Raw genomic sequence first — 19,744 nt, 5'->3', positions numbered from 1 at the left:
CCAACTTTTATTATTTCAACCCCCAGTAGTTCTTTACATCTGTATTTACCGCATCACTTGAAAAGTTCAGCAGCTTTATTCCGGTGTAAAGGATCACTTCTTCTCCTGCTTTCAGATCGACTTTAACCACTCCGTTTGCTTGTGGTGTAACTTTAAACTGGCGCTTACCGATCGCTTTAACCTGGCCATCAAAGCCCGTTTTAATCAAACACGCAGAACCCGCCAAACTTTTAACTTTTATAAACTCAGTTATTCCATTTCTACGGCTTCCACTAACTAAAAATGCACCTTTAGCACTCAGATCGTTAAATGTGGCATCTTTCCAGCTTTCCGGAATTGCCGGAAACACCCTTATTATTCCATTCCAGCTTTGTAACAGCATTTCATTCATGGTAGTTACTGCCGAAAGTGGTGTTTCTATTACCGGGCCAGCTTCAAGATACATGGTATTGGGTTTAATGCTAAATTTCCCCTTCATCATTTGGTTTAACAGCTCATGGGTTTTATTTCCATTTCCCATCATGGCATAAATAGAACCTGAGCCAGTATAAGAGTATCCTCTCCAGGATGCACTGTTATTTTCCCATTGACTTAAGGACCTTTTGATCAGTTCACGATTTTGCTTCTGATCCCAGTTCACTTCATAGATGGGATACACCTGAAGTAGATGAGAATAATGACGGTGAGAAATCAAAAAATCGGCATCCCGACCAATACGGTAGCCTAGTTTATCTTCCGGATATGAGGTAAGATTTGCCACTGCATCCTGCCATTTGGCCACAAGTGGATCCTTTAAACCTAGTGTCTTGTTGATGTGAAGCAGGGTATTTAATCCCCATCGAAACAGGGACAAATCGTAATTTGCATCACGGGTGATGCCTTTAGGGTATTCGGGAGAATAAGTGTATGGAAGGTGATATTTCCCGTCGCTTTCCTTATCCATAATATTCAAGTAGTAGTTAACCGCTCTCGTTAATACAGGATATAGGTTTCTGATGATCCTTTTATCCATCGTATGTTCATATGCCTGATAATACACGTGCAGCAACCAGCTGAGGTTACCTAATTCCATAGAAGCCGCGCTATTTCCTGTACTGTCGTTACCTTTCAACACCTTTATCCCTGAGGTCATGGTATAAGGTCCAGACCTACCCAATGCGGCCGAATTATGTTGATATGGCTGAGGGGCATTTTTAGACAAATTATCAATATGATCATTGATCATCTTCATCAATGGCTCAACCAGCTCTGTGTGATTAGAGCTGAAAAAAGGATAATAGGTTAACTGGATATTCAAGTTCCACCAGTACTTTGGCCATGGTGAGGTTTTGTACCATGGTCCCATTAAATCAATTGGATAAGCGCCTACCCTTGTGGCTGAAGCCATTTTATACTGTTGAATCCACCAGAAACTCTCGAGTCTGCCATCGGGTATGGAAATAAAGCTTTTCTGATAAAAATTACGCCAGTGTTCCTGATGCGCTTTAATCAACTCCGGAACAGATTTAAATGGGGTAGCATTTAGCAATTGCTTAGCTGTTTCCCTGGTATTGTCGACCGGATAAGCATTGGCAATGGTAATCAATAGGGATTTTGTCTTTCCAGCCGTATCTTCTTTCCAGGCGGTAGTATAGCCACCACCCGCGGCTAATGGTTGATGGTTAAAATGGATGTCGTTTTCTTTAACCAGGCTATATGGCGGATTGGCGGTGTATTTATCTGCACTATCGCGTTTCAAAGTAAGAAAAGGACTTATTGCCTGCTCAGGTTTCCAGCGCCAGTTGATTGGCTTTTCGGCTCCTTCAGAGCGTGTATTTAAAACAATTAGGTCCTTAGTTGCTGCAACCAGGGCATTAAAATGAACTGATCCTTTATCAGTTGTAATGGTTCCAGACAATTCTGCTTTAAGCAGGTTTAGACGCAAGTTGATGGTTTTTATCTTCCCGTCTACCTCCATTAAAAACCTCCCAATCGGTAACCTTCCCCTACCTATAGAAGCATTAATCCCTTCTACATGATCAACTACATCCGTTCTCCCTAAATCGAAGCGCAGCGTATTTGCATCCTCCCGGTATACCATTACACCAAGCAAGCCATTTCCTAAAAAAGCACCTTCATCCCAATTAGTTGATAAAGAATCGAAGAGCAAATCGTTACGGGACATAAAAGTTTCCCAGTTTACTTTCTGCCAGACTTGCGCTGAAGCCTGGGTAAAAGCGGCCCCGGCTAACAACAATAAGATGATGATACGTTTATTCATGGTTTATTATTCTGCAATAAGTTCAAAAACAGCACTGGTTAATGGGGCGATTTTCCCGGGTGAAAGATTTAACCCTATGTTCATCAGGTAATCACCACTATATACTTTCCCATCATCGGGATGTGTGGATTTGGTATCGGGCATTAGATTAATCTCTGTGATCTTATACCGTTTTACCGGATCAAGTCCCTTTAAAAGAACTCTCCCCATATATTCTTTACGCCTGAAATTAAGTAGATAATTAAAAAGAACAGCTCTGTTTTTACTTTGATCTGCATACATCAAAACAGCCCTGTTTTCTTCATAAGGCGAAACCAAACGGTACAAATCACCAAACCAGATCACATCGCTGATACCTTTATAGGTTTTCACGGCCTGATTGCTGAACTTGATTTCCTGTTCGGTTAGGTTTTTAACCCTGATATCGTACCCCATTTTACCCATCATGGCTACATCAGTACGAAACTTTAAAGATTGCTTGCCCATTGAGGTTATATGGCTGGATACAGTTAATGCAGGGAAAAAGTTAAGATATCCCCATTGTATAAATACCCGCTCCAGTCCATCGGTATTGTCGCTTGGCCAAAACTCTGTAAAGTATTTTAAGCCGCCATAGTCGACCCTTCCACCCCCACCAGCACATAACATAATAGGCAAATGGGGATGCTTTTCTCTTAATCGTTTCAGGATATCGAATAAAGCTCTGTTATAATCGATAAACAAGTTGCCCTGATTTTCCTTTAAGAAGGGAGAATAAGTATTGGTCAGCATTCGGTTACAATCCCATTTGATAAAGGCTATGCCCGGATTTTTGGTAACCAGGTCGTTGACCATATCATATATAAAATTCTGAACCTTAGGATTGATCAGATCAAGCACCAATTGGTTACGTGAATAGGCTTCCTCCCTGTTTGGCAGTTTTAATATCCAATCAGGGTGCTTTTCATACAATTCACTTTTCGGACTAACCATTTCAGGCTCCAGCCATATTCCGAATTGCAGGTTCTTTTTATTGGCTTCATTAACCAGGTAGCCTATACCACTTGGTAATTTCTTTTTATCTACCTGCCAATCGCCCAGTGCTGTTTTATCAGCATCTCTTGGATATTTATTACCAAACCATCCATCATCAAGTAAAAACAAATCTACCCCCAGTTTATTAGCGCCATCAAACAATTCAACCAGCGTTTCCTGGTTAAAATCCATGTGTGTAGCTTCCCAATTGTTTAAAAGTGTTAAACGTGGTTTGTTACCATCCAACACGCCATAGTTTCTGGCCCATCTGTGAAGGTTTCTGCTGGCCTCACCTTTCCCTTTTTGAGTGTAAGTAAATATAAATGCGGGCGTTTCAAAAGTTTTACCGGGCTGTAATTTATATTCCGAAGCATAAGGGTTCATTCCGGTAATCATACGTAAGCTATTCTGCTGATCAATTTCAAAAGAACATTGAAAATTACCTGACCAGGCCAAAGTTCCGGCAATCAACTCACCGGTATTTTCATCGGAAGGTTTATTTAAGGAGAGATAAAAACATGGAGATCGATACATCTGTGCCCGGGTGCCCAATTTACTATCGAGCACTTTTATACCTGTTGTAAGCTGACTTTCCTTCATCCGCATCTCAGTCATGTAATCGCCGTCAAACTGGCTCAGCCAATACTTCGAGGCATCAAAATGCAGCATTGAAGAAGCATAATTGGTTAAGGTAACTGGTTTCTTTTCATTGTGCTTAATTTCTGTCCATTCCTTAATGATGTCTTCATTAGCATAGCTGGTAAAATGAAGTAGCACTTCCACAGGATACTGCGGATCTTTAAGTGTAATGGATGTAGTGGTTACATTACTGTCTTCCTTATTTATTTTGTGACTTGCATAAGTCAAATCAAGAGAAGGATTGCCATCACCATGTACCATACGTATTGCAGGTTCAAAAAGATCCGTCATACCGGCACCGATATAGGCTTCGCGACGGGTTGATTTTAACAACTGCATATCTGAAGGGTTGCTTAGCTTTTTCCCCAGGTAACTTTGATATAACTTTTTCGCACCGGAAATCGTAAAAACCAACGCAGTGTTATTGGTTTCGATAATAATTTGCTTGTCCTGCTGCGCAAAAGAATGGGTACTCAGGCTAAGAAAAAGGAGAAAGCAGGCAATATATTTAGTCATGTTTAATGGAGTTTTTATTATAATTTAATCAACTGGGTAGCGCCTTCTTTTACTTGATATTTATAGTCTTTACCCTCTTTCTTAATAGTTACCAACAGATTACCTTTACCTGCACGGGTCACTTCAAGATCAAATACATTACCAAAGGAATGGATGTTGCGTAAAGCCATTTTGTTCCAGTCTTTCGGCAATCTTGGCGTGCAGTCAAAACTTCTTAAGCCAACCGGTCGCATACCAAACAATCCTTCGGTGAAAATACGGCAGTATAAGCCACTCTCGGCCGACAAATGACGTTGGTTGCCTTCAGGAAAAGCTTCTACTGCATAAGGGACATGATCTCCCAATAACCTGCGGCGTGAGTAATATTTTATAAAATCGATCGCTTTTTCTGTCTCACCGGCCTGTAACACGCCTCTTAATGCATAAAGTGTCGACCTGTCCCAGAAAGTTTCTTTACCTGCCTGTGTGGCCAGGCCGTCGGCTGTCCATAACCTTGGAGAGAACAAAGCATCAATTGTACCTTGCTTTCTATCGAAAATACCCATCGTTAAGGGCAGACAGATCCATGCCCGCAGGACATCGTTCCCTTCATAATATTTATAAGTTTCAAAACCTTCAACATTACCGCCAAAGTATTTTTCCATATTCAGCTTAAGCACATCAGCTTCTTTGTTATATGCATCTGTCTGGCTTTTTGGCTTATTTAATGCCCGTCCAAGTAAAACAGAAGAACGCAAGGCATCGTAATACAATGTATTGGTAGAAAGATTGGCCTTCCCCGCTGGGAAACGGCCTTCCAGTTCATCCTTATCAGAAGTAACCACACCTTCGGCATTCATTTTACGTTTGCTGTATTCCAGGCACCACTCTATTAGTGGCCATAATTTACGTGCTGAATCTATGTTGCCATTAGCCAACGCATAACGTGAGGCACCATAAGCTATCATGGCCTGATCACCTCTATCTCCGGCTCCTTTCCAAACCGCATCACCTTCGGCAACGATAGAACTTGGTATGGCTTTGTAATCGGGATTCATATATTTTGCAAACCAGGCGTAAGAATTCATGGCAGAAAGATTTCCGATTCTATCGCCTGAAAAAGCAAAATAAGGATTGATGTACTCTGCCTGATCATTAGCCCATATCGCGGCATAATAAGCCAGACCTCCCGGTCCATGCATGTAACCACCTTTGGTTTTATAAATACTTTCTGTTGCCCTAAGTTTAGCAAAGTCGAAAGTTGCATTCAATACATTATCTGGGGTTTCCAATTTTAAGGGCGCTTGAATTTCGGCTATCCTTTTTATTCTTTTCTGCTCTTCCTCCTCGGGTTTAATCACCGGTAACTGATCAGGATGATCGGTTGCCAGATAATAAACGGCAAAAGTTACAGATTTACCCGGTTTAACAATTTGATTTCCATCCCCAACTGTTCCCATAATTACACTGTGGGATTGCACTTTACTTCTGGAAGGATCAGTTCTTACTTCGCGTTTCAGGTATTCCATTGAAATAGGCAGATCTGCATCAGAAACATTGGTGAATACAAACTTTTCAATAGCCATGGGCTGATCCACAGAAGGATAAAAACTCCGCTCCATGGTCGCCAAAACTGGATTACCGATCTCTGCGTTTACACGCATTATGCCTTTATGATTTATATTTTTCACATCATAGCCAAGGCTCCCTTTTTTACTACTTTTCGCTGTCCCCAGATCAAACTGCTTTTTGTTGATGTAAAATCGGGGCAATTCATTATCCTGAAATGAATAAGAAATATGTGTCCTGGTCCCATCAGGTAACATGCGAAAGGTTGGGAATACCAAGGTCCTGCTAATCTTTGGTCTTTTTATGCTATCCAGACCATATTCAACCCAAATCGCGACCTTTTCACCTGCCATTTCAATATGGTCGGTATGTGGTACCCTGTCATTAATGTTCCATGTAATACTTCCATTGGGTTGTATGGCCCAACGGTCTGATTGCTTAGGTAAAGCAACATTTTGCTGGCCATAACATAACGCATGAGTAAGACAACAAACTGAGGCGATCGTGCTTACTTTGATAAAAAAATTTGTCATATGATTAAATCCATTCAAATTGGCTATTGCAATTTGATGATTTTCAACAGCTTTTTGAGCCATCCTATTGGCCAGTTAATCAACTATTTTAGCATAGGCAAATCTCTAGGATTAGGATAAAGTCCACATAATGAGAAAGGCCATGCAAATGAATGCATGGCCTTTCTGATCTAATGTATAATGGATTACATTTATCGGAAATGTAATTCTCCGAAAAACTCAGGTCGGTGAAAATCGGGACTGTCTGCATTGATCATGTTCCAACTTAGAAAATGAGGGTTTGGAAGATCATCACCACATTTATAGAAATTAGCTTTACCCATTAAGCCTCCAAATGCAGCAATGTGATCCTGAGAAAATACTGCTGCCGGCAAGCTGAGTAACAACTGCCACTTAAGGGCATCCGTACCACTATTTGGCGTATAATTGATCGAAGTATTTATTTTTACTTGCTTAAGAAATTCGGGTTTGATCACTAGCCTATCTCCTCTTCCCGGACCATAACCTATTTTCAGAGAACCAAGACAGTTGAGTTCGATGTTATAATACGCCTTTCCATTACCAAAAGCAATAAAGAACTCTACACAATTGTCTTTGTGCACGTTCTGATTAAAATCTCTGGAAGATGACTTTAACTCCTCTTCCTCTACTTCATATCTGATCAGTATCGCACTGTTATTGTGCGCAATTGAAAAGCCAGCTTTGGCTGTAGTTTTGAACTCTGGCCAGGGGTTATTGTCTATAGCATGCAAGGGTTGCCCGGCCATTAACAAACTTATAGCTTGTAAATCATCCTCTGCACCTCCTAAAAAAGGGACTTCAAGTACTTTCATAATGAGAGCTGTTAATTCCTATAAAATTGATAATTCTCTTTGGTAATGATATCAATAGGCATATAATAGACCTTCTCAATCGGAGTAGCATGGACAAAATGTGTATACAGTGCCATCATCCCTCTATATCCTTGCTCAATTGGCTTCTGACAAATCAGGAAATCAATAGTTTGCTTTTTAAGGTATTCTATGTTGTCTTTTAGGAAGTCATAGCCAATTAATTTAACGTCATGAATATTTTCTTCTTCCAGATAACGTGCTACGGAAGAAACACGCGAATTGGTTACAAAAATAAGGTTTACCGGATTTGCTTTTAACGTAGCGGAAAGACTGGCCTTTACAGAATCATAGGCAGTATCCCTTATGTCAACTTTAAAAATCTCATTATTTTTATGATTGTCGGAGAAGTATTTCCTAAATCCTTCCTCTTTTCTCAGTAAATGGTGATGATTATCTATTTCTTTTGAAATATTAACGATCAATACCTTGTCGTTCTCTTTTAACAAATATCCTGAAATGTGTGCGGTAAGGTAACCACTCTGGTATAAATTTGGACCAATATAACATAAGCTATTTTTATCCGGAATATCTGAATTGATAAATACGCAGGGAATATTGAGTTTTGAGCATTCATCAACGAAACGGCTTGATTCATCGATAAACATCGGTGCCAGTAGCACCCCATTAAAATTACCATGAATGATTTTTTCTGATTGTTTAACAAATGATTTTTTGTCATTCTGATCAAAAAGAAAAGTCTCTATTTGAATACCATATGCAGAAATTTCCGATTCGGCCTGTAAAACGCCACTTAATGGAGCGTCCCAATAATCTGTTTCCTTAGATACTGAAGGAATCAAAACCGCAAACCTTAAAATCTGTTTAGATGCCAATCGTCTGGCAAGGATATTGGGTTTGTAATTTAACTCCTCAATTATAGCATCAATCTTTTCCTTGGTCTTGGCCGAAACTCCAGTCCTGTTATGTAGAACCCTATCAACAGTGGCTATAGAAACATTTGCTTTCCGTGCAATTTCACGTACACCTACCAGCTCTTTCTCTTCGGTTTTCTTCATCATTTTATGAGGTAATCTTGTCGTTATAAATTTGCAATATTTTATCTAATAAAATAAATGCTTAAATAAAAAAAACAAAGTTATTTTTATTTAAGCACTTTATAATTAATTATTTAACGACTAAAGGAAGATTCCACTTTGTGTATCCGTAAACATGCGCGCATTTTGATGTTTACGTAGAATGGTAGATGGATATTTCTCATTAATATCCTGTATAACAGTATGATGAACTGCCTGAGCTTTTTTCTCCCCAGGAACCATGCAGAATAAATATTTAGCGGAAAACAAGGTGGGAATGGTTAAAGTTATTGCAAATTCCGGCACTTCGTCTATTGATAAAAAACATCCATCATTTACTTGTTGCTGCCGGCATTCCAGATCAAGATCTACCACTTTAACCAACATTTCATCTTTAAAATTGGCTACATGTGGATCATTAAAAGCAATATGGGTATTTTCTCCAATGCCCATACAAACAATATGCGGAGGGAATTCCTTTAATAAAACTTCGTAGCGAATACATTCAACTTTTGCATCTGCAGCATTTCCATTGATGTAATTAACCGAACGGAAATTCACCTGATTAAAAAGTCTGGATTTCAGAAAATTTCCAAAACCTTGTGGTGCATTTCCATCAAGACCTATATACTCATCCATATGAAAAGCATTGATCCGCGACCAATCGATATGTTTCTCCATCAATGAACTCAAGAACTCATTTTGTGAGGGGGCTGCGGCAAATATGATATTAATATAAGGCTCTTCCTCCAGCAGGGACAATATTTGTTTGTAAACAGCCTCAGCTGCTAACGCGCCTAATAATTTTCTATCTTCCAGTACCTGTATTTTTAGATTATCTTTTGTTATCTCTTTTATCATCATTTAAGTTTATACTGTAATTTCCAATGAATTCTTCTGCAACTCATTATCTGCGTTGTAAACCACTACTCCTTGTATGATCGTCATACTAATATTGATGTCCGAATCGAAGAGCACCAGGTCCGCATCTTTACCTTCAACAATAGATCCTTTTGTATTGGAAACACCTAGAATCCTTGCAGGTGTTGAAGTGATCATCTGGATAGCTTCCATCATAGGTACATCGGCATCTTTAATCATGGTTCTGACCAACCTGTCGGCCGTTGCTACGCTACCTGCAAAAGCACTACGATCCATGAGTTTGGCCACCCCATCTTCAACAATGACTTCCAGACCGTCGTGGATATTTCCTAAAATACTTTTACCAGGAGGCATTCCGGTAGCCCGCATTGCATCAGTGATCAAAGCTGTTCGGGAGGCACCTTTAATCTTATATACCAACTTTAATAAAGGAGGAGGAAGGTGTATACCATCAGCAATAATCTCGACATCCATTTCATCAATCAAATAGCCAGCTTCTATTGCTCCGGCGTACCGAAAAGCATTTCTACGACTTACACCAGACATGGCTGAATAAAAATGAGTTGCCAGTGTGTATCCGCTTTCAAAAGCTTCCAAAACCTCTTCATATATGGCATCAGTATGCGCTATTGCAGCAATAACTCCTAACGACTTTAAATACCTTCCAAATTCCAGCGCTCCTTTTAATTCTGGTGCGGCACTCCATCTCCTGATAGCATGTGAATGATACAGTACTTTTTTATACTCTATAGGATCCGGATCGCGCATAAACCTTGGGTCTTGTGCACCGCTTTGATTTTTAGAGAAATATGGTCCTTCGAGGTGCATTCCCAGAAACTGGCTACCGGTTGTATTTAACTTATTTGCCTGTTCATAATGCTCCAGTGTTTCGAGCAAATTGCTGAGTTCACTGGTTAAGGTAGTCGGACACATTGCCGTAGTACCATATTTAACATGGGTTTCGGCAATTTTAAGAAAGGAATTCACATTCCCATCCATGAAATCATATCCCCCTCCACCATGGATATGCATATCGATAAAACCCGGAGCTATATATTTTCCCTTTGCATCTATTTCGATTGCATCGGCTACCTCAGCATTCCCCTCCATAACGCCAGTTATCAATCCATTGGCAATAACAACCGTCCCATTTTTTATGATACGATACGGTGTTATGATGTTCCCGTTATATATTTTTATTTTTTTGTCACTCATAATGCGATTTCAAGGCAGATTTTCAATAAAAAACGTTAATAATTACAATCAGTGTACGTACCCGAATTATTTTGTAACGAAGGTTACGTTAAACTCAAATCTGGAGCTATTTTAATTTTTCAAAGCCAGCTCCAATGCTTTTGTTGTTGTGTAATACTTACTCAACAGTGCCTTTTTTTCCCATTCAGGAAGTTTTCCTTCTTTTAAAAAACCCAAATACTTTTTAGTTACTTCAGCAAAATGAGCCTCATGCCCAACTTTATATTTTTCAGGAATAATTACCTCCCAACCATTTTTATTGGCTTTTAATTCTAATCCTGGATAGGTTTTGGCAATTTTCCCCAGGCAAATCTTCAAAAGTGATTCGTAAGCCTTCAGATCCGTTTTTTGAGGTTCAATGTATAAGGTAGGCTTATACTGTTGTGCTTTGCCCTGTTTAATGATTAAACTAGCTTTTGTGCCTCTCATAACCGAATAATGGGTATCACCGGTACCTTCCGGTGCCTCAAAATTCCATATTACGGATACCTTTGCATGAACTCCTTTTAACGTATAATTCATTTCGCCATTTGAATATACATTCAAAATGCTGTCTTTAATTGCCGGTTTAAGGTAAGCTGGATAAACTACTGCAGCTGTACTTTTTTTAAACTGAGATGGAGTTATAGCCGTTGCCCAGCGTTTTGCCGATAACATATTTACATCCGTTTTATAATCAATATGCTGATCTGAAAAACACTCCCATTGAATCATGTCTACCAAATGCGTGGTCACATCAACTAGTCCATTCCCCTCCTGATTAACATCAAAATACCATTGAGGACGAATTAATGGGGATCCTGAAACATATTTAAAAAAATGATGTACACTTTCTTTAGTTATCGCCGGATGGTCAACTGTACCTTTTTCCAAAGTACCGAATACGTCCTGCTGTAGTGAAAGTTCCTTTTGTAGCATATTCGTGATCTCATAGCGCTCGGTCATGATATCATACAACAGTACTTTATTTTTGTCGGCAACCTCAAAAGCTTGTTCCAGATCCTGAAATCCTTTAGTATCAATCGCCATAGGCTTGTCGGATAACACGTTAAAACCGGCATCTACAGACTTCCGGATGTATTCCGTTTTCTTTTGGTTGTTCCCGGCCAGCATCACCACATTTCCTTTCTTTTCGTCGAGCATTTTTTGCAGATAGTTTTCCCCCTTATAGACTTCTTCCTGCCATTTTGTAGGATCTTCTGCCCTGGTATTGTACTTTTCAATCAGCTTTAAATATGCATTAAGTTCAGCTCCATCAGGTGCGTATACATGCACCAGCGGATTGATTTCCTTATACATCGACTTTTGCACCAATGCTGCATGAAAATGACCGGGATCCAGGGTCACTAGCTTAACCTCAAATTCAGTCGTCTTTTTTCCTTCATTTTTGCAGCCTATGCCAACCATAAACAGCAAACAAAGTCCGACAAAAGTTTTATTTCGCCTACTATAATTTTTAAAATGATGAGCTGAAAACATAGATATAATTTTGTTTTTAAATAGTTTTTAAAGACCAATTCCTTAGTTTATGCCCCTGAACCGCATAAAATATGAGGTATAAATAACAAGGAAACAACACCCAGTAAGCCGTTCTTAAATCAAACAAATCGGCAAAGTAACCATAGAAAAGTGGCATAATTGCATTCCCGCAAAGTCCCATAATCATTAAGGAGGCCCCCACCTTGGTAAAACGTCCAAGGCCATCCAGAGCCAATGGCCATATACCTGCCCACACTAATGAATTGGCAAATCCGAGCAACACCACAAACCAAATGGAGATATCAGTTGTATGACCTAAAAAGTCAACTTTACCTTCTGCGTAAATGATCAGCAAAGTAAAAATTGCGCCCAAAAAAGTGCATATCCTTAGCGCGTTGGCCTGACTAATGAATCTGGGTATAGTTGCAATCCCGAGCAAATAACCACAAATGGTTACAAACAAGGTATAAGATGGAAACACTTTAGCTTCAAGCAAATGGATATTCATAGAGCCGGCATAACCGATGATGGTATCAATAGCAATAACCTGTGTTCCTACGTGTAGAAAAATACCTAGTGCACCTAAAATTAAATGAGGGAACTGGAAAATACTGCTTTTGCCTGAATTGGCCAACGCAAGGTCTTCACTTTCGTGCTCAGTATTGATTTCAGGGAGAGGAGAAAAACGCACGAATAAGCCTAAACCTAACAGCACTGCTCCTACACAGGAATAAGGTAAAATCACCCGCCTGATTAGTTCATCAAGGGCTGCATTTTTTTCGAGCTCATCCATCAAAGGAAGCTGTTTAAACAGCTCGCCATCAGTAGCCTTTAATATCACAGCTGCGAACAGCAATGGAGCTAGTATGCCTGCACCTTTATTACAAATGCCCATGATGCTGATACGCTGCGCTGCACGATCCTGCGGTCCTAATACCGTGATGTAAGGATTGGCAGCAGTTTGCAGTATTGCAAGGCCGGAGCCAAGCGTAAACAAGCCCAGCAGGAAAATCTCATAGGTACGGGAGAAGGCTGCAGGCACAAAAATAAAAGCCCCTATCGCCATAGTCCAGAATCCAATCATCATCCCCTTTTTAAAGCCTACAGATTTTAACAGATAAGACGAAGGAACCGACATGACGAAATACGAAATGTAAAAGGCAAAAGCTACCAGGTAGGACTGAAAATTATTCAGCTCACAGGCAATCTTAAAGTAAGGGATCAGAATGGCATTAACCCAACTTACAAAGCCAAAAATAAAGAACAATAATCCTATGATAAGGATGGATAAGATGGTATCCCGCTTACTTAACGAGCTTACCTCTACCGAAGCAATGTTATTTTTTTCCATGGAGCAAGTTTATACTGTAGGTTCCCAACCTTTTTGATAAGTTCTTTTCCAATATTGCATCGCTTCTTTATTGTTGAGGATATGTCCGTTTTTAGGATCGATATCAAGTGTCGTCCCAGTACGTTGCGCAATGTTGCCTAGTTGCACTAATAATGTACTCTGGTGACCGCTTAAGATATCAGAATTTAAACGTGTTCCCTTTCTGATGGCATCGAAAAAATTATTGATGTGCAATGCATCCAAGGCCTGCGAAGGATTAGTTAAACTTCTCGCATCGACATTCGTATCATTTTTAACTTCTTTAACCAATTTATTGTTCAGATCATATATCTTATAGCCATTTGAACCGTCAATCTGCATAGAGCCTTTTTCAGCATAAAAGATCACCCCAACACTAGCGCCCTCAATGGTACGGCTGTTACAGCTCCTGCCTTCCCAGGTGATGGAAGCTTTGTTACCAAACTCAAGTGAGATCACCTGAGTATCAGGCGTTTGCCAGTCGTCACTATACCTATAACGACCACCCGCTGAAGTTACTTTTGTTGGATAATCAACTCCAAGTCCCCATCTTGCAATGTCAACCATATGTGTACCATTGTTTAATGCCTCTCCGGTTCCCCAGTTCCAGAACCAATGCCAGTTGTAATGCAGGATATTATCTTTATAGGCCATACGAGGAGCAGGTCCTTGCCATAAATCGAAGTTTAACCATGATGGCACCGCAGTTTCTTTTCCTATTCCTATTGAAGGGCGATTATTGGTATACCATGTTTTGGCAAAATATGGTCTGCCAATTACACCCGCGTGTAATTCATTTATCCCTGCCACAATATTTGGCCATGAACGACGCTGATTACCCATCTGGATTACATTTTTATACTTATTAGCTGCAGCCAAAAGAATTTCTCCTTCATTAGGATTATGGCTACACGGTTTTTCTAGATACACATGTTTGCCTGCTTTTGAAGCTAATATTGCTGCCGGTGCATGCCAGTGATCTGGAGCGGCAACCACCAACGCGTCAACATCCTTATATTCTAAAGCTTTCCTGAAATCAGGTTGAGCTTTTGGTCTTTTATTTTGACTCTTTTCAACCTGTCCGATGCATTTATCCGCTGCACGGCTATCTACATCGCATATATAGGTTATTTCACAATTGGGTTGTATACAAAAGTTGTTCGCAAGTGCCAAACCACGCGCATTTACGCCCATCATAGCTACTCTGATCTTATCATTCGCCCCCATAATATTACCATAGCTTTTTGCACTAAAGCCTGGAAGTATACCTCCGAGTGATAATGCGGCTACACCGGTAACGGCGTTCTTTATAAAATGTCTGCGGGTTTTATCGTTTAGTTCATTCATGGTTCCTGGTTTATTATTTGGTTTATTCAGCTTAAAATTGATTCTTGTTATTGCCAATTACAAAGAGCTATTGGCTATTTGGCTTTATTTATAATTTTCGCCATCGCTACCGGGGATCCACCTTTGGCTTTACTGGCATCTGCCGCTTCCATAAAAGCTGCTATTTCTAAAGTTTCTTCAGGTTGTACAGGAACTTTCCCTGTTTCGAAGAATTTAATAATCTGTTCAAGGAGTGGATTGTACCCTTTAAACGTACCTAGCGTAATATTGCTTTTCTCACCAAAAATTCGCCCACCATAATCGCTCTTACCAGTACGCGTTCCTCTGAAAGTCCCTACCCTACCATCATCCCAAACGCCAACAACCACATCGGTATCCGGCGTATGTATTCGCGTTACCGTTTTACATCCTGTACCCATCACCGCGAACAACATTTCTACCCCATGTATACCATACCAAAACAAATCAGGATGGGTCTTTTCATATTTAGCCGGACTAAATGTCTCCGCTCCTAACACCTTACCAATTTTCCCTTCGGCAACATCCGAAATACCATCTATATATCTCAGTGAAGAAGAAGAGAACACTGGCGTATTGTATTTTTTAGCCGCAGCGAAAATAGCTTCAGCACCAGCAAGCGAAGCTGCAATGGGCTTATCAATAAACATAGGTTTACGTGCCTTTAGTACCTGAAGGGCTTGCTCAAGATGCAAACGTCCATCATTGGTCTCCAGAAAAACAAAGTCCACTTTTTTTAACAAATCGGCTATAGAGCCCACAATTTCAACACCCAGCTTCTTTACTTCCTCAATATATCCGGGTATTCTTTCTACGCTGCTTTGTATGTCGTTACTCCCCTTTGGATAAGCCGCCACCACTTTATAGCCTCCGTACACTGCTGCTGCATCCGCAGCATTTAGCGTTTTGGTAAAAGCTACGGCATGTGAAGTATCAAGGCCAATGATGCCGACTTTTTTCCCTGCCATACGGACTGACTTGCCATACAGCGGACTGATACTACCTGATAGACCTAGCCCGGCACCTGCCAGTGCGGCCATTCTTATAAAATTCCTTCGGTTGTAATTACTCATATGTTTTTTACTAGAAATTAAACTTACAATTTTGTTTTTAACCTAACCTTGTGAAAGCAAACAAAGGTTTCAATGTGTTTATTTTTACTATCCTGAGGTAAATTGTGTACGTACCCGAAATTACACACTAAAAATTTAATAAACAAATTTATTTTAGGTGCCCCTCCCTGAGGTACACCTAAAATACTTGAACTGTTAAGGATAGTAACCAATGGCATCTGCTTCGGTAGTAGCCAGTCCGGATGAATTTACAGCCGTACCAATACTGGCTACACCTGTCCAGGGCCCTGCTGATCCGTATGCATTCCAGCAGCGGTAAACCACATTGTACTGCACATTGGTATTCGTATTCCCGCCAAAACGGATTGAATCACCATCAAGTCCCAGCTGTCCCGACATTACAGTCCTTTTCTGAAGGACCGTACCGGTGGACAATAATGCCCCATCCGCAGTACTGATCAGGTAGTTCCGGCCCGGAGGATTATAACCGCTGCTATGAAACACGACATTAAACCGGGTTGTCTGGTTGCCGACGGTGCCATAGCTAAAACTGTTTTTGGTAATCATAAAGTTCGTGCCCATTTTTTCATCACCTGGATTCACATCATTGAAAACCGGTATTTCGATAAATACAGGGTTCAAACCGGTTAAATAAGTTCCGGTAGAAATAAAATCATTGTCATACACCACTCCTTTATCAGACAGGTCGCCCCGAAAACGAACAAAAGCACCCGAACAATTTTTAAAAGTATTGGCTACCACGCTTAAGCGCTGTATGCCATACGCCCCATAAATCATGTGCGCATGAGAATCGTAACCAACGTTTTCAAATGTGCAGTATTTAACCACAACGCGGTTGGTAAGCGGATAATGTACCCCAAGCGCACCATATCCCACGTCCGGGAGGTCTACAAAAAAGCACTTTTCAACGGTCACATCCTGACTGTTCGAAATGCGCAGGCCATAACCTGTAGCGCCTCCAGTAAACTTCAAACGCAATAGCTTTATGTTTTTACAGGTATTTAAATACATCAGGTTGGATATTGCACCTGAAAAAACCGCCCCACCCTCAGTCACAGCCGTCTTAAGTGTAAGCAGGTTAGTACTGTCACCAATATTACTTAGTGTAAGCGTGGCAGACTGGGGGTAATTCCCATCCGCAAAAATAACATCTACGGGACCGGTAGTCAGTGCCGTCTTTACATTGTTCCAGAATGTACTGTTTAAAGCGGTAGCAGGCGTGACATTAAATGTCGTTGTCGACAAAATCCCCATCATTTCTTCACCGTTTTTAGAGGATAAACCTTCCTTCTCCAAAGCTGAAGCGGCGGTATCAGCTTTCTTACAATGCGTTAGCCCCATTATAAAAACGGAAGCAATCGTTAACAATAATCTGCTCATGTTGATTGGTTTTATGGTTATTTATTTAGTTAATTGGCTAGCCAATACTCATCCTGCACCATTTCCCTGTAAAGCTTAAGCGCTTCATCGCTCCGGGATATCACCCGGTCATTGTGGTTTTCCCATATCACAGCCTTTACATTTGGCCTTTTTGTTTTAAATTCAAACCACTCCCTAACCCATCTTACTGGATCGATATCTGCAGAAAACCCGCCTTCGCTAATCATAAAGGGCTTGTAATGCGCGTATTTATCATATGCCTCGGCTATATTTTCAAGAGGATACCGCATAGCCTCACTTTTAGCCGCTTTTTTACCCGGAGGATAAGAACTAATGCCCACCCAGTCAACGTACTGGTCGCCTGGATAATATTTCTCCATCTTATTCCAATCTTTGTCTGGAAAGCTCAAATAATTGGGCGACCATACAAAAATATGATGAGCCGCAGCTCCTAGCTGCTCAGCAATATTATACATTCTACGCCAGGCTTTTACAAATGTTACTGGATCCAGCCCATAAGGTACCCAGCCACCATTAAATTCATTCATCGGTCTAATCCAAATGGGATCATCCATATCTTTCAAAACTGCCGGATCTACAGAATCTTTAAAATAGTCTGCAAAAAAATCATCATAAGCTCCGGTTGCAATAGGCTTTAATTCTTTTGGCAACCATCCTACTGAAAGATGTCTGATTCCGTTATAGTTCTCTTTCAGATACTTCTCCCTAAGCTGTTGAATTTCAGAAAACCCTCTTCCCTTAGCCATCCCCTGATACCAAAGAACCATTGAAAGTTGCTTACCGACTTGCTTTTCAAATAAATCTATCACCATTCCTTTACGTCCGGCCAGCTCTTCCTTACTATAGCCCACTGATGTAGGAAACGCCCCATGAAAACATCCATTTGCAGGAACTGAGCGCCAGGTGTTCTTTATTTTGCCCAACAAACTGATCTCATCCAGCATCAGCATAACGCCACCCTGAACTTTTCGCGAAGAAGGCTTTATCAACAGTTTTACATATCTGGATTTTACACCGTCACCCTTTAGAAGTATGTTAAAAGAATTTACATCTGCCTGCATCCTTTCATTGGGACCATTATGACCTTCAAAAGACTTCCACTTGTCTCTTTCTGTTTGCTTTACAAAAACGGTTACTTTATCTGGCGCCAGCACATTCAGCTGATTTTGTATTGTGCCATTAACTCTGATAGTTTCCAGTGTTTGTAAACGTCCAAGATCAATAACGATTTCTACTGCAGTCCGACCTTTCCAGGCAACACCAGCATCCCTCTTAAGATCACCTCCAGGACTTATTATCTCATCGGTAAGTTTCGTACCATCAGACCAGCGACAAGGCATAGTATCAGGATAAATCTGGTCCGGTTTGCGCGAAAAGCGGTAAAATTTTCCAGCACTTAAATTACCCGCTGTTACACTGCCCTTATCTTCAGCATCATAAACAGTAGTTTTCTGTGTTTTAGTTATGCTGGCAGATTCCTGTCCCATCACCCTAAGGACAAAAACCAGGAAGACAAAGCATAAAGCAGCCCGGTTCATAATAGTCCTCATTTTTTTATCGTGATTTCTACAGATTTTGTTACTTCTTTGCTACCATAAATGTTAGCGTTGTAAGCGGTAAAATAAACTTTGTAAGTACCTTCTGTCTGATATTTATAGGAAAAACTATTTAGTGCCGCATCCCGGTTGGTCTTAATGGGTGCCGGGCGATCGGGCCCCACATCTACACTTCCCGCATTAACGACCTTACTAACACACCAGTCTTCGGTATACACCCTTGGTAGATTCGCATTACCTCTAAGCGTTATTGTTGCAGTGGAAATACTTGATCTGGTGGTTTCTTTTGGGCCATCATATAAGAGTGTCCAGCCCGTAAGATCAAGCAATGCCTTTGTACCTAAGACTGTATTACTTTGCATCAAAAAGCTTTGTACCAGCCAATTATTTGCAGTTCCGGCTTTAGCAGGATCATCAATATACCTCAACACAATATAGAGCGGCTTTCCCTCAACAATCAAATCTGATACATCCCTTACCCCTGAGCTTACATAAGTAGCATTTACTGGTAAAGAAAATCTGCTGGTAATATCTTTCCAGGTAGCAGCTTTCACGTTTGCAATGTCGTATTTACCATTAAAATCGGTTGAGGCTAATACAGTAAACTGCCCCAGCTGAGTACCAAAAGACATACTGCTATTAAATGACATGGTGATTTGTCCGATACTTAATATTCGACCGTCCTTAAAAGCATAATCACTTCCAGGTTCACCTGAGTAAAAGCTAATCAATCCGGGGTCACCTTTGAGCAGAAACTTAACTTCCTCACCAACAGAAAAGGTTGTCTTTTCTGTTGAGACTTCAAACTCAGGGAGGGTTACCTCAACAGTTTTTTTACACGCTGTAAAACACAGCATCATTAAAACAGCATAATTTATAAATTTCATATCCTTCATTTTATATTAAT

Annotated in this window: 14 protein-coding genes; all 14 read right to left on the bottom strand. The window is 40.4% G+C overall.

Features of this window, described 5'->3' with window-relative positions; all coding sequences use genetic code 11:
* Nucleotides 1–10 precede the first annotated feature (10 nt).
* Nucleotides 11–2,260: a glycosyl hydrolase family 95 catalytic domain-containing protein gene (locus B9A18_RS21985; RefSeq protein WP_084291706.1), complete on the bottom strand. Its 2,250-nt coding sequence runs from the start codon at nt 2,258–2,260 to the stop codon at nt 11–13.
* A 6-nt stretch (nt 2,261–2,266) separates the two neighbouring features.
* Complete coding sequence (locus tag B9A18_RS21980; RefSeq protein WP_084291705.1) at nt 2,267–4,429, bottom strand: alpha-galactosidase; 2,163 nt, start codon at nt 4,427–4,429, stop codon at nt 2,267–2,269.
* 17 nt (nt 4,430–4,446) lie between these two features.
* Entirely contained in the window at nt 4,447–6,510 is a 2,064-nt protein-coding gene (locus B9A18_RS21975) for a glucosidase family protein (RefSeq protein ID WP_235005408.1), read from the bottom strand.
* A 191-nt stretch (nt 6,511–6,701) separates the two neighbouring features.
* Nucleotides 6,702–7,343 (bottom strand): carbohydrate-binding family 9-like protein, encoded by a 642-nt coding sequence (locus B9A18_RS21970; RefSeq protein WP_084291703.1) that lies wholly within the window; start codon nt 7,341–7,343, stop codon nt 6,702–6,704.
* An 11-nt stretch (nt 7,344–7,354) separates the two neighbouring features.
* A complete protein-coding gene (locus tag B9A18_RS21965; protein ID WP_317048259.1) occupies nt 7,355–8,422 on the bottom strand; it encodes a LacI family DNA-binding transcriptional regulator in 1,068 nt (355 codons plus the stop codon).
* 117 nt (nt 8,423–8,539) lie between these two features.
* On the bottom strand, nt 8,540–9,301 hold the full coding sequence (locus B9A18_RS21960) for a glucosamine-6-phosphate deaminase (protein WP_317048258.1): 762 nt from the start codon (nt 9,299–9,301) through the stop codon (nt 8,540–8,542).
* Between the two features lie 6 nt (nt 9,302–9,307).
* Nucleotides 9,308–10,534 carry an N-acetylglucosamine-6-phosphate deacetylase gene (nagA, locus tag B9A18_RS21955; RefSeq protein ID WP_084291701.1) on the bottom strand — a complete coding sequence of 409 codons (1,227 nt, stop codon included), beginning with the start codon at nt 10,532–10,534 and terminating at the stop codon, nt 9,308–9,310.
* Between the two features lie 111 nt (nt 10,535–10,645).
* Nucleotides 10,646–12,052, bottom strand: a complete 1,407-nt coding sequence (locus B9A18_RS21950; protein ID WP_084291700.1) for a putative oxidoreductase C-terminal domain-containing protein — start codon at nt 12,050–12,052, stop codon at nt 10,646–10,648.
* Nucleotides 12,053–12,068: 16 nt separating this feature from the next.
* Entirely contained in the window at nt 12,069–13,403 is a 1,335-nt protein-coding gene (locus tag B9A18_RS21945) for a sugar MFS transporter (protein ID WP_084291699.1), read from the bottom strand.
* Nucleotides 13,404–13,412: 9 nt separating this feature from the next.
* A complete protein-coding gene (locus B9A18_RS21940) occupies nt 13,413–14,768 on the bottom strand; it encodes a Gfo/Idh/MocA family protein (protein WP_084291743.1) in 1,356 nt (451 codons plus the stop codon).
* A gap of 74 nt (nt 14,769–14,842) precedes the next feature.
* Nucleotides 14,843–15,859, bottom strand: coding sequence for a Gfo/Idh/MocA family protein (locus tag B9A18_RS21935; RefSeq protein ID WP_084291698.1), 1,017 nt, complete (start codon nt 15,857–15,859; stop codon nt 14,843–14,845).
* Nucleotides 15,860–16,054: 195 nt separating this feature from the next.
* The gene (locus B9A18_RS21930; RefSeq protein WP_144009583.1) at nt 16,055–17,260 is read right to left on the bottom strand and encodes a hypothetical protein; all 1,206 of its coding nucleotides are present in this window, start codon (nt 17,258–17,260) and stop codon (nt 16,055–16,057) included.
* A 29-nt stretch (nt 17,261–17,289) separates the two neighbouring features.
* Complete coding sequence (locus tag B9A18_RS21925) at nt 17,290–18,831, bottom strand: glycoside hydrolase family 26 protein (RefSeq protein WP_084291696.1); 1,542 nt, start codon at nt 18,829–18,831, stop codon at nt 17,290–17,292.
* Nucleotides 18,828–19,724 (bottom strand): DUF5017 domain-containing protein, encoded by an 897-nt coding sequence (locus B9A18_RS21920; RefSeq protein ID WP_159452723.1) that lies wholly within the window; start codon nt 19,722–19,724, stop codon nt 18,828–18,830. The genes B9A18_RS21925 and B9A18_RS21920 overlap by 4 nt, the downstream gene beginning before the upstream one ends.
* Nucleotides 19,725–19,744: the final 20 nt, after the last annotated feature.

This window comes from Pedobacter nyackensis (assembly GCF_900176505.1).
Lineage (GTDB): Bacteria > Bacteroidota > Bacteroidia > Sphingobacteriales > Sphingobacteriaceae > Pedobacter > Pedobacter nyackensis.
The sequence above is the reverse complement of the archived record's forward strand: the minus strand, read 5'-3'. Positions and strand labels throughout refer to the sequence as shown.